This window comes from Pontibacter sp. BAB1700 (assembly GCF_000277005.1).
Taxonomy (GTDB): domain Bacteria; phylum Bacteroidota; class Bacteroidia; order Cytophagales; family Hymenobacteraceae; genus Pontibacter; species Pontibacter lucknowensis.
Genome location: NZ_AKIS01000108.1, coordinates 1 through 11,827, shown reverse-complemented (window position 1 = coordinate 11,827; position 11,827 = coordinate 1). Strand labels below are relative to the sequence as shown.

Below are 11,827 nucleotides of genomic sequence, written 5' to 3'. Positions count from 1 at the left end.
TTGCGCCTTGAAATAACTCCGTTATACAGTTAATCAATATAAAAAGTCAAATGGCGAATATTGGCAGAATTACCCAGGTTATCGGTCCGGTTGTGGACGTTAGCTTTGCGGGTGAAAACGCAAAATTACCAAACATCCTCGATGCGCTTGAGGTAATTAAAGAAAACGGCCAACGTATCGTGCTAGAGGTGCAGCAGCACCTTGGCGAAGATCGTGTACGTACCATTGCGATGGACTCCAGCGAAGGCCTTACCCGTGGTGCACAGGTAACTGACCTGGGTGGCCCAATCACGATGCTACTGGCGATGCTATCAATGGTCGTCTGTTCAACGTAATTGGCGAGGCGATCGATGGTATTCCTCAGCCTGCTACTACTACCCGTCTGCCAATTCACCGCGCTGCGCCGCGTTTCGAAGAACTGGCAACGTCTTCTGAAATCCTTTATACTGGTATCAAAGTAATTGACCTGCTGGCCCCTTATGTAAAAGGTGGTAAAATTGGTCTGTTTGGTGGTGCCGGTGTAGGTAAAACGGTATTGATCATGGAGCTGGTAAACAACATTGCCAAGGCCTACTCAGGTCTGTCTGTGTTTGCCGGTGTAGGTGAGCGTACCCGCGAAGGAAATGACTTGCTTCGTGAATTCCTGGAGTCAGACATTATCCGTTACGGTGCAGAGTTTAAGCACTCAATGGAAGCTGGCGGATGGGACCTGTCTAAAGTGGACATGGCGGAACTGGAGAAATCGCAGGCGACGCTGGTGTTCGGTCAGATGAACGAGCCTCCTGGGGCGCGTGCACGTGTGGCCCTGTCAGGTCTTACAATCGCTGAAAACTTCCGTGATGGTGATGGCACTGGTGCTGGTCGCGATATCCTTTTCTTCATCGACAACATCTTCCGCTTCACGCAGGCGGGCTCTGAGGTGTCGGCCCTTCTTGGTCGTATGCCATCAGCGGTAGGTTACCAGCCAACGCTGGCAACGGAGATGGGTGCCATGCAGGAGCGTATCACGTCAACTAAGCGTGGTTCCATTACATCTGTACAGGCCGTTTACGTACCTGCGGATGACTTGACTGACCCGGCTCCAGCGACAACGTTCGCTCACTTGGACGCTACTACAGTACTTTCCCGTAAGATCGCCGAGCTTGGTATCTACCCTGCGGTGGATCCACTGGACTCTACTTCACGTATCCTTTCTGCCGACGTACTGGGTGAAGACCACTACGGTACAGCACAGCGCGTGAAAGAGATTCTGCAGCGTTACAAAGAACTTCAGGACATCATCGCCATCCTTGGTATGGACGAACTTTCTGAAGAAGATAAGCAGGTGGTACACAGAGCGCGCCGTGTGCAGCGTTTCTTGTCTCAGCCTTTCCATGTAGCCGAGCAGTTCACTGGCCTTGCCGGTGTACTTGTAGACATCAAAGACACCATCCGTGGCTTCAACGAGATCATGGACGGTAAGTACGATCACCTGCCTGAGGCAGCCTTCAACCTGGTAGGTACCATTGAAGACGCCGTAGCGAAAGGTGAGAAGATGATGGCCGAAGCTAAGTAATTTATAATTAGTTAAAAGTTAAGAGTTGAAAGTTAAGGGTTGGTTTTCCAGCAGTGACTTTTAACTCTTAACTCTAAACTCTTAACTAATAAAGATGTATTTAGAGATAATCACACCAGATAAGAAGGTTTTTGCCGGTGAGGTTGAGGCCGCGCAGTTTCCGGGCACCAACGGCTCGTTCGAAGTGCTGGACTCGCACGCTCCCCTTATCAGCACCCTCGAAAATGGCAGAATCCGTATCACTACCGCGCAAGGACAAACGTTCTACAACGTGGATGGTGGTGTGGTAGAAGTGCTGAACAACAAGATCATTGTACTGGCTGAGTCAGTAAGCGAATAGTACAGCACCCGCTAAAACATAAAGAAGCCCCTTCTGTTCGACAAGAGCAGAAGGGGCTTTTGGTTTCTTCGGGGCACAGTAGAGATATTGCCCGCTTAATCAAAAAGCTGTACCTATTCCAAGGTATAAGGTTTCAGGATAGCCGGCGCCACACCGGAACAGGAAGCGGCTGGCAGGCTTTTGGAACCTGTAACCCGCTGTGCCAATAGCCCTGATATGGATGTAATTTGATTTTGGTGGCTGCGGCTCGCCAAGGTATTCGTTTATGTCTCTTGCATTGTCATAGGCACTTTCATCGACCATGCGGGCTAGCCCGAAATTGAGCTCAAAATGGCTATTCTTCTTTCCTGTCATGGTACCAAGCATCAGCGACTGGTAGGGTCCTCCCGATGACCAGACACCCCAGCCACCAATTCCAGCTTTTGCCCACAAACCCTGTAGCGAACTCTTCTTGCTTGACAGTAGCATCCGTTCGTAGTGCAGGTTGTAAGCACCCATCAGTCCAACAGTACCAACAGTCGCAAGTATAGCGTTCTTCCGGAAGCTTTCTGGGGCTTCAGTGATAGCCTGCTCTTGTGCATAGGTATGGGAGCAAAGCAGGAAGGCAGCTCCAATGGTCAGGTAAACACTTTTTCCGGTCATGGTGATAGCTGGTATAAGGTATAGCTGCCCCTATTTTTTTACTGGAGCTGCTGAGCTTTGCGGCACAACCTGTACTCTTTTGAAGTCCAGGTCGTGGAAGTCATAGCTGAAGTCGGTGAGCGGAGAGACGGCTTTCATATTAATGCCAGAGAGCTTGCCTTCCTGGTCGGGCACATACACCACAAAGGCATCGGCCTCGAAGCTACGGTCTGTCCATTTCACGACAAAAGTGTTGTCTTTGTAGTAGAGCATTTCACCCTGCAGCCTCGGCGATCGGAGTGATTTGAAGTACAGCTTGTTCTTTTGCTTGTAGATTTCCACATGGCCGAACCACTTGTCTTCGAAAGTGCCTATGTAACTGTCAAAAGCTACTTTTGATTTCTTCTCTTTCAGCACCTTGTTTACATCTCCCCAGATCTTGTCGGTGTATGCAGTCGCTTCCGCCATGTACTCATCCTCTTCTTGCTTCAGCTCCGCTACCCAATCATGTGCTTCCATACCCAGGTAAGCCTGCTTGATCGTGTTGGTGATGGAGCGGAAAGCCTGCCCGTTTTGCTGGTTGGTGAGTACGATGATGCCCACATTGAGCTCCGGCAGCATCGTTACCTGGCTCACCATACCTGGCAGACCGCCTGTGTGGCTTACCTCTTTGTGTCCTTTAACATCGCTCAGGAACCAGCCCAGGCCGTAAGAGCGGAAGTGGGTGTTAAAAGGGCTTTTGCCATGGTAAGGTATAATGGTTTGCGGCGTCCACTGCTCCCGGATTACCTTTTGTGTGAGCAGTCGCTGCTTGAGGTCGTTACCATACCTGCCATCATTCATCAGCATGATCAGCCACTTGCTCAGGTCATGCACGCTGGTGTACATACCCCCGGCAGCGGCACCAAAGGGCAGGTTGTAGCGGTCAATTGTTTTTAACTTACCTTCCACCACAGCATGGGCTTCGATGGTATTGCTCAGGTCGCGGAGCCTTTCGTAGCTGGCTGCACTGCGGGCCATACCTAGTGGCTGCAATATGCGCTTCTCCGTAAACTCTGACCAGCTGTTGCCTGTCACGCGAGCCACTACCTCTCCGGCTATGATGTAAAGCAGGTTGTCATAGTCATACTTTGACCTGAAATCGGATACCGGTCTCAGGTATTGTATGTTGCGGATCAGGTCGTTCACGGTGAAGTCGTTGCCGTCGGGGAACATCATCAGGTCGCCAGCTCCAAGGCCCAGTCCGCTGCGGTGGGTGAGGAGGTCCCGGATGGTAAACTCCTCTGTCACGTAGTCGTTGTAAAGTCGGAACTCTGGTATATACTTCACCACTTTATCGTCCCATTTGATCTTGCCTTCTTCGACCAGCAAACCCAGCGATGCCGCCGTGAAGGCCTTGGTGTTGGATGCTACACCGAACAAGGTATGCTCGTTTGTTTTTTCGCCGGTGCTGATCGAGTTTACGCCGTAGCCCTTCATGTGCACTACTTTGCCATCCTTTACCACAGTCACGGCTATACCTGGCACCCGAAAGGCGGTCATGGCCCGTTCCACCACCTGATCGATGTCCTGTGAAGAAATAGACTGTGCGCGGAGGGGAAGAACTGAGCTCAGCCAAAGGAGCGCAAAGACAAAAAGTATCGGTGTAGATTTTTTCATGATCATCAAAGTCGGCTAATGTAGTTATGGTTTTCTGACAGGCATCGGGAAGGCTACCGTGGAGTCGGGTTTCAGGGCCAGTATATGAAACTGAATAGTGGAGTCAGGCACCAGAATAGGCATGGTGAACTGTGGGGCACTGTCTTTTGCTGTGGCAGCGCTTTGGGGAGTAGACTTTGGAAACAGGCTATACCTGCTGCCTGGCTTCTCAAGTGAATTGAGCTTGCTCGTGGAGGAGTCTTTACCCAGGTAATCTAACTCAAGTTGGTTATTGAGTGGTTTCAAGCGGAGCTGTGGACGGTTTAAATCCTGTGCCTGTGCTGACAAGGATAAGAGCACCAGGCCGGCAATAGCGGTGATTGTTTTCATTATTTGTGCAGTTGTTTGATGCTGTTTTGAGAATAAACCAGCCTGTGATGCCTATTTGCCAGGTTTTTTTACCTAATGATGTTTCAGGTTCTGAATCGAAAGCAGTATAAGGCAAGCAGACTAAGCCTGTCTAAATATAGTTAAATCTTAATTCGATTTATGAAACAAACTACACTTTTTAGAAGATATTGTAGAATTCAGGAAAGTTTAGCTACATGATTTCCAGCTCTACATCTCCGCCTACCGGAAAGGCTACACAAGTGAGTGTCATTCCTTTTTCGATGTCCCGCTCCGTGAGTACCTCGTTGTACGACATCCATACCTTGCCCTTCAGCACCCTGGCCAGGCAACTACCGCACTTTCCGGTTTCGCAGCTGTAGGGCATGGGAATGCCAGCCTGACGGGCACTCTGGAGGATGTTGTTAGGATAGCGCGAAATGATCTGGTGCGTGCCGCCGCCGATATGCAGGGTGACATTATGGGCAGCCGTGTCAGGTGGCATCAGTTTGGCAGGTTTTCGGATGTCAGTGTTGAAAATCTCTTTGCGGATGTTGCTCTCCGGTATGCCGAACTGACGCAGCGCAAAAGACATCAGGCGCATGTAGTTGTCGGGTCCACAGATGTAGAAAAGCAGCTCACCATGCGGCACCCTGGAAAGTGAGCTTATAAAACGCTGAAGCAGGTCTTTGTGCAATCGTGCCCGGCTCAGGTCTGGGGAATTGCTGAACAGAAACTCCGTATGAAACCTGTCCGGGAAGTCAGTAGTCAACTGCTGGAGAGGCTTCAGGAACATGGCTTTCTCCGGGAAGCTATTGCTGTAAAACAGCACAGCCGAGAGATCCGGGCGGGCGTGCAGCAGCGTCTTGAGCAGTGAATAAATGGGTGTGATGCCGCTGCCGGCTGCCAGGAAGAAAAGCTGCTTATACTCTGTGCTCTCTTCGGGCAAGGTAAACAGACCAGCTGCCCCAGTTGTGATCAACTTATCGCCGACACGGGCATTGTCGATGAGCATACGCGAGAACAGGCCGTTCTCAATGCGCTTGACGCCGATGGTAAGCGGCTCCTGCAGCGCAGGGGAGGAGGTGATGGAGTAGGAGCGACGGACTTCACCGTGCGTGCTGTGGTGCACCAGGGTGAGGTATTGGCCGGCTTTGTAAGGAAGAGGCTTGCCATCCTCAGGCTCCAGCACAAAGGTCTTCACGCCGGGCGCCTCCTCCTGTAAATGGCGGATGATCAGGCTGCGGTAATGTCTGTTATCGTCAGGTACAGGGTGTGTCATTTTTGTTCTCGAAACTTATTGGCTATACGGGACCGACAGCCTTGGGTGAAAGTAAACACGTTGTCTCACCTCAAAAATAAACAGGTTTGCCGGTCTATTTCCAAAACCTGCCTATCTTTAACGAAGAAATACGCTATACCTGACCATGGCACAGATTCACCCCAAAACCACGCCCATCTACCAGACTTCGGTCTTCACGTTTGAAGACTTGAACGACCTGGAGCTATACTTTGAGCAGCCGGACCAAAAGTATATGTACTCCCGGTACGGGAACCCCAACTCTGATGAACTGGCCGAGGAGGTGAACAAACTGGAAGAAGGGGAGGGCGCAGTAGCTACATCCTCAGGTATGTCAGCTATACTTACGGCAGTACTTACGTATTGTCAGTCAGGCGACCACCTGCTGTGCGCAGAGGAGATCTACGGCGGTTCAGCGGCCCTGCTGTCGCAGGAACTGACCCGCATGGGGATAGCAGTAAGTTATGTGCCGAGCCAGGAGCTCTATACCTGGATGGGCATGTAAAGGAAAATACAAAGCTGTTGTTAGCTGAGACTATGAGCAATCCGCTTCTACAGGTGGTAGACCTGCAGCGCCTCTCAGCCGAAACCAAACGCACCGGTATCAAGCTGCTAATCGACAATACTTTCGCCACTCCGGTCATCACCAAGCCCCTGCACCTCGGTGCTGACATGGTGATTCATAGCGTGACCAAATACCTGTCAGGACACAGCGACGTGACAGCGGGCGCTGTGGTAGCAGCCAAAGCAGAAGACATGGAGCGCAGTAAACAGATCATGCGGGTGTACGGCCTTAACCTAAGCCCTTTTGAGAGCTGGCTGGCTGCACGTGGTCTTAAAACGCTGCAGGTGCGCATGAAACAGCACTGCTTCAATGCACTGGCAGTAGCCGAGTTTTTGAGCCGCCACCCCAAGGTGAAACAGGTATGGTATCCGGGGCTACCGCAGCACCCGCAACACAAACTGTCCAAGGCGCAGGGGTGCGGCATGTTCGGAGGAATGCTTTCTTTCCGCCTCGAAGATGATCTGGAAACAGTTAACAGTTTCATGAAGGCGCTGCAGCATATTCCGTTTGCCCCATCGCTAGCAGGTGTGAGCAGCTCCATATCCCACCCGCTCCGTACCTCACACCGCAGCCTCAACCCAGAGCAACAGCAGAAACTGGGCATCACGCTTGGGGTTATTCGCCTGTCGGTAGGTATAGAGGAAACCGTAGAATTGCTGGCTGACCTGGCGCAGGCGCTGGAGAAAATGAAATGAGTTTGGGAGCTTAAGAGTCAGAAAGTCTGGAAGGAAGTATACCTGAGCCTAAAAGCACAAGTATATCCTGAGACAAGCTCCTTACATGATCAAGACCATATCTATGCTGGATTTTCCGAATGCTAAAATAAACCTGGGCTTGCTGGTCACGGAGAAGCGCCCTGACGGATTTCATAACCTGGAGTCGTGCTTCTACCCCGTGGGATGGTGCGATGCGCTGGAGATTGTGCAGGCAGACGAACTGACCTTCACCATGAGCGGACTGCCTGTGCCTGGCAACCCCGACAACAACCTGTGTCTGAAGGCCTATAAACTGCTGCAGCAGGACTTTCAGTTACCACCGGTGCACATGCACCTGCACAAGGTCATTCCGATGGGGGCGGGCCTTGGAGGCGGCTCCTCCGATGCGGCCTTTACCCTGAAGCAGCTCAATTCCCTTTTCGAACTTAACCTGACTCCTGCAAAGCTGGAAGATTACGCTCGCCAACTTGGGAGCGACTGTGCCTTCTTTATCCGGAACGAGCCCGTAGTGGCAGTAGAGAAAGGGGATGTGTTTAAGCCGACATCCGTAAACCTGGATGGCTATACCTGTGTGTTGGTATACCCTGGTATACACATTACTACTGCCGAGGCTTACGGCAACATCGTCCCGAAAAAGCCGAGCTGCGGCATAGAGATGTTCCTGAAGCAGGATGTGGGGGTATGGAAAGAAGTACTCAAAAATGATTTTGAAGAAGCGCTTTTCCCAAGCTATCCGGAGTTGGCAGGTATAAAGCAACAACTGTACAACGCAGGCGCAGACTATGCTTCCATGACTGGCTCAGGATCGACGATTTATGGTCTTTTCAAGAAGGAGCCAGCCAACCTAGTCTTTCCCGGCCACTACCTTCTCTGGAAAGGCCTGCTTTAACTTTTTGCGGCGCTCGGTATACGTGTCCAGCACAGGGTGGATGAAGACACTGAGCAGGATGATGGTAGCTCCAATGTAAAAGTTGGAGGTCACCTGTTCATTCTCGTTGAAAATGATCCACGCCAGCAGGATGCCGTAAATCGGCTCCATGTTCACAGTAAGGTTTACGGTGTAGGCCGAAATCTTCTGCATCAGCCTAACTGATGCGGTGTAGGCATACACCGTACACACCACTGCCAGCAGCAGGAGGTATACCCAGTCCATGCTGTTCATAGCAAAGTTTAGCGTACCTGTCTCTGTGAACAGATCGGCATAGAATGGAAAGAACAGTGCTGTGCCAATGCAAGCGCCTGCCATTTCGTAAGCCGTGATGGTAGTGGAAGGATGCTTCTTGGCCAAACGGGCATTGATGATGGTAAAAATAGCGCCCAGTAGTGCAGAACCCACTGCCATACCTATCCCCAGCATGTTGTCAAATTCTGTTTCGGCCTGGAAGATGATGTAAAGCCCCATCAGGGTGATGAGTCCCAGCAGGATTTCATGTCACTTTGGAGTTTTTTGCTAGTGAAGGCAGGTTCCAGCAGGGCAGTCCAAAGGCTACAGGTGGCCATACCTACCAGGCAAAGTGAAACGGAGGAGATACGTGCAGAGGCAAAAAACAGGATCCAATGCGCGGAGATCATCAGCCCGACTCCCATGATAATAAATAGGTTATTGCGCCCCAGCCAGAACTGCGTCTTACGACGGTAAATGATAGCGCCCAGTGCCAGTGCTGCAATCAGTGTGCGGAGGAACACCAATTCCACTGCCGGAATGGTGATCAGTTTACCAAGTATGGCTGTGAAGCCCCATAACAATACAATGAAATGGAGCTCGATAAAATCCTTGAGACGCGGCATTAACGTGGAATATAACGATAAAGAAGAAACCCTATACCTGTGAATATGATACTCGGCACCCAGGCCGCATACATTGGGTCGAGGTCACCGACCTGGGCCAGGCTGCGACTCGTGATCACAAAAATAATGAATACAAAGGCCAGGAAGAAGCCCAGTGCGATCTGCATACCGACGCCACCGCGTGCCTTGCGGGCACTCACGATCACCCCGATCACAGTCAGGATAATGATCGCAAAAGGATAGCTGTAGCGTTCGTATTTCTCGATCAGGTAGGTTTCAATATCGTCAGCGCCACGGTTGATCTTTTCTTGTATAAAGCTGTTGAGCTCCGGCAGGGTCATGGTCTGCTCCAACTTGTAGGTGCTCTCAAAGTCTTTGGGCCGCATGTTGAGTGTCGTGTCCAGCGCCCCGCCGTGGTAGATGCTCTCGTTCTCTCCGTCAAAGGTGCGCAGGGTATAGCGGTCTACACTCCACTTTTGCCGCTCAGGGTTCCACTGCACGCTGCTGGCCGTTAGTTTTTTGCTAAGGTTGGTACCTTTTATTTCCTCAATGGCAAAGTTATACCCAACATGTGCCGTGACGTTGTAACTTTCCATGTACACATAAGTATCAGGGGCTATCTTCACGTGAATGTTGCGTTTGTCGTAGGTAAAGGGGCTCTTCACATATTTCACCTGAAAGGCCACACTCTCTTTGTTAGAATTCGGAATTACCCAACCAATCAGTCCAAAAATCAAAGCGCCGATAATTGTCGCACCGATCAGATAAGGCACCAGGAAGCGCTTGAAGCTCACACCGCCGCTCAGAATGGCCACAATCTCGGTATGCGATGCCATCTTGGAGGTTACAAACACCGTCGCGATGAACACCGTAATCGGGCTCAGCATGTTCGCATAGAATGGGATCAGGTGAATGTAGTAGTCGAAGATAATCTCTGAAATGGGCACATTGTGCTTGATGAAGTCGTCGTTCTTCTCTGTGAAGTCAATCACCAGAATCACCGCGACCATGATCAGCACCGTGAACACATACGTGGTCAGGAACTTCTTCAGGATGTATTTGTCAATTAGCTTCAATGCTGCGCTTCAGTTACAATCTTGTCATTAGTTTCTTCACCATCACATCTTTCCAGTCGCGGAAAGTGCCTGCGATGATGTGCTGACGGGCCTGCTTGACCAGCCAGAGGTAGAACGTCAGGTTATGCACACTGGCGATCTGACCGGCCAGGTATTCGCCGCTGTGTACCAGGTGGCGAAGATAGGCCTTGCTGTAGAACGTGCTTACATAGCCGCCTAGTTCCGCATCAATCGGGCTGTGGTCGGTGGCCCACTTCTGGTTACGTATGTTGATAATGCCCTGTGTCGTGAACAGCATGCCGTTTCGTGCGTTGCGGGTCGGCAGCACGCAATCGAACATATCTACACCCAAGGCAATGTTTTCGAGGATATTAGCCGGCGTGCCCACACCCATCAGGTAGCGCGGCTTGTCGGCTGGCAGTATATCGCACACGATCTCGGTCATCTCGTACATCATCTCAGCAGGTTCGCCTACTGAGAGGCCGCCAATGGCGTTGCCTTCGCGTCCAAAGCTGGCAATGGTCTCAGCTGACTGCACCCGCAGGTCCTTGTAAGTGCTGCCCTGCACGATCGGGAAGAGTGTTTGGTCATAACCATATTTCGGTTCCGTACTGTCGAAACGGTCGACGCAGCGCTGCAGCCAGCGGTGCGTGCGCTCCATTGAGTTTTTGGCGTAGGTATAGTCGCAAGGGTAGGGCGTGCACTCGTCAAAAGCCATGATGATGTCGGCACCGATGGTGCGTTGCGTATCCATCACGTTCTCGGGAGTGAAATCCAGGGCCGAGCCGTCGATGTGCGACTTAAACTTCACGCCCTCTTCCTTGATCTTGCGGGTGCCGGCCAGCGAGAATACCTGATAGCCGCCGCTGTCGGTAAGTATAGGGCGGTCCCAGCCGTTGAACTTGTGCAAGCCGCCAGCCTGCTCGAGTATGTTGAGGCCCGGACGCAGGTAGAGGTGGTATGTATTGCCCAGAATGATCTCTGCCTTGATATCCTCTTTCAGTTCGCGCTGGTGAACCGCTTTCACGGTGCCTGCCGTACCTACGGGCATGAAGATCGGGGTTTCGATGGCGCCGTGCGCTGTCTGCACCACCCCGGCACGGGCCTTTGACTGTATATCTTTTGCTACTAATGAAAACTGCATGGTCTGTGATTGTCAGCGCTCTATGCTACAAGAAGCAAGCCAACTGTTGCAGCAGCCAAAGAGCTGCTGGTTTTTGCTAAATGGTTATCGAAATAATCTGCAAAGATACGAAGCGCAGGGCCACAAACATAAACAATTATTAAATCGCACAGATGTTCCTAAATGGCTTAATTATGCCTATTTTTGATTGTTAAAGGTGGTGTGGCGTTATGCGGAGTCTGAGGTATGGTACGCACCACAATTTAACAATCCAACAATCAACAATTCATACGATTTGATTACACTTATACTCCTGGCAGTGCTGGCTTTTTGCGTGCTGGTGCAGCTATACTATGCTTTGTTCTACTTCCTGCCCCTAAGCAGGTACAGCGACCCGGAGCCGGACACCCTGCGGCCCGTTTCGGTGATCGTGGCGGCTCACAATGAGCAGGACAATCTGTTTGAGCTCCTGCCCATGCTGCTTGACCAGCAGTACCCCGAGTTTGAGATCATCCTGGTAAATGATCGTTCGGATGACGATACCGAATTTTACGTGTATGAGCTCGAGCGTCAATTCCCGAACTTCAGAGTGGTCACGATCAAGAAAACACCCGAGTACCTCAATCCGAAGAAATATGCCCTGGCGCTGGGTATACGCGCCGCCAGATACGAACACATGCTGTTCACGGACGCAGACTGCAGACCGTGCAGCGAGCGC

The 11,827-nt window shown here is 51.3% G+C and carries 13 protein-coding genes and 1 pseudogene; 6 read left to right on the top strand and 8 right to left on the bottom strand.

What is annotated here, in order from left to right; genetic code table 11:
* Nucleotides 1-50: 50 nt before the first annotated feature.
* Together atpD and atpC are read left to right on the top strand one after the other, a co-directional pair.
* A pseudogene (gene atpD / locus O71_RS12990) lies at nucleotides 51-1,555 on the top strand (F0F1 ATP synthase subunit beta).
* Nucleotides 1,556-1,649: 94 nt separating this feature from the next.
* Nucleotides 1,650-1,895, top strand: coding sequence for an ATP synthase F1 subunit epsilon (gene atpC, locus O71_RS12985; protein WP_007657491.1), 246 nt, complete (start codon nucleotides 1,650-1,652; stop codon nucleotides 1,893-1,895).
* Between the two features lie 99 nt (nucleotides 1,896-1,994).
* Here atpC and O71_RS12980 read toward each other — a convergent pair whose 3' ends face one another.
* The 4 genes from O71_RS12980 to O71_RS12965 all read right to left on the bottom strand — a co-directional run bounded on the left by O71_RS12980 (nucleotide 1,995) and on the right by O71_RS12965 (nucleotide 5,823).
* Entirely contained in the window at nucleotides 1,995-2,537 is a 543-nt protein-coding gene (locus O71_RS12980) for a hypothetical protein (RefSeq protein ID WP_007657489.1), read from the bottom strand.
* Nucleotides 2,538-2,567: 30 nt separating this feature from the next.
* Nucleotides 2,568-4,175, bottom strand: a complete 1,608-nt coding sequence (locus O71_RS12975) for a serine hydrolase (protein ID WP_051017764.1) — start codon at nucleotides 4,173-4,175, stop codon at nucleotides 2,568-2,570.
* 24 nt (nucleotides 4,176-4,199) lie between these two features.
* Complete coding sequence (locus O71_RS12970; RefSeq protein WP_007657486.1) at nucleotides 4,200-4,544, bottom strand: hypothetical protein; 345 nt, start codon at nucleotides 4,542-4,544, stop codon at nucleotides 4,200-4,202.
* Between the two features lie 211 nt (nucleotides 4,545-4,755).
* Entirely contained in the window at nucleotides 4,756-5,823 is a 1,068-nt protein-coding gene (locus O71_RS12965; RefSeq protein ID WP_007657483.1) for a flavin reductase family protein, read from the bottom strand.
* A 145-nt stretch (nucleotides 5,824-5,968) separates the two neighbouring features.
* Between O71_RS12965 and O71_RS26520 the strand changes: the two genes are divergently transcribed.
* From O71_RS26520 to ispE, 3 genes are all read left to right on the top strand, one after another.
* On the top strand, nucleotides 5,969-6,346 hold the full coding sequence (locus tag O71_RS26520; protein ID WP_007657481.1) for a PLP-dependent transferase: 378 nt from the start codon (nucleotides 5,969-5,971) through the stop codon (nucleotides 6,344-6,346).
* Nucleotides 6,347-6,378: 32 nt separating this feature from the next.
* Complete coding sequence (locus tag O71_RS26515) at nucleotides 6,379-7,101, top strand: PLP-dependent aspartate aminotransferase family protein (RefSeq protein ID WP_007657480.1); 723 nt, start codon at nucleotides 6,379-6,381, stop codon at nucleotides 7,099-7,101.
* A 103-nt stretch (nucleotides 7,102-7,204) separates the two neighbouring features.
* The gene (ispE, locus tag O71_RS12955) at nucleotides 7,205-8,011 is read left to right on the top strand and encodes a 4-(cytidine 5'-diphospho)-2-C-methyl-D-erythritol kinase (protein WP_040574261.1); all 807 of its coding nucleotides are present in this window, start codon (nucleotides 7,205-7,207) and stop codon (nucleotides 8,009-8,011) included.
* Here the strand turns inward: ispE and O71_RS27315 are convergent.
* From O71_RS27315 to tgt, 4 genes are read right to left on the bottom strand one after another with little or no spacing between them, the layout of a single operon-like run.
* Nucleotides 7,967-8,524 carry a DMT family transporter gene (locus tag O71_RS27315; RefSeq protein ID WP_369750923.1) on the bottom strand — a complete coding sequence of 186 codons (558 nt, stop codon included), beginning with the start codon at nucleotides 8,522-8,524 and terminating at the stop codon, nucleotides 7,967-7,969. The two genes, ispE and O71_RS27315, sit on opposite strands and share 45 nt — an antisense overlap.
* Entirely contained in the window at nucleotides 8,524-8,910 is a 387-nt protein-coding gene (locus O71_RS27310; protein WP_369750922.1) for an EamA family transporter, read from the bottom strand. Before O71_RS27310 ends, O71_RS27315 begins: the two co-directional genes overlap by 1 nt.
* Complete coding sequence (locus tag O71_RS12945) at nucleotides 8,910-9,986, bottom strand: LptF/LptG family permease (RefSeq protein ID WP_007657478.1); 1,077 nt, start codon at nucleotides 9,984-9,986, stop codon at nucleotides 8,910-8,912. The genes O71_RS27310 and O71_RS12945 overlap by 1 nt, the downstream gene beginning before the upstream one ends.
* 13 nt (nucleotides 9,987-9,999) lie before the next feature.
* The gene (gene tgt / locus O71_RS12940; protein ID WP_007657477.1) at nucleotides 10,000-11,130 is read right to left on the bottom strand and encodes a tRNA guanosine(34) transglycosylase Tgt; all 1,131 of its coding nucleotides are present in this window, start codon (nucleotides 11,128-11,130) and stop codon (nucleotides 10,000-10,002) included.
* 274 nt (nucleotides 11,131-11,404) lie between these two features.
* Here tgt and O71_RS12935 point away from each other — a divergent pair.
* The coding region (locus O71_RS12935) for a glycosyltransferase (RefSeq protein ID WP_007657476.1) at nucleotides 11,405-11,827 on the top strand (423 nt) is incomplete at its 3' end.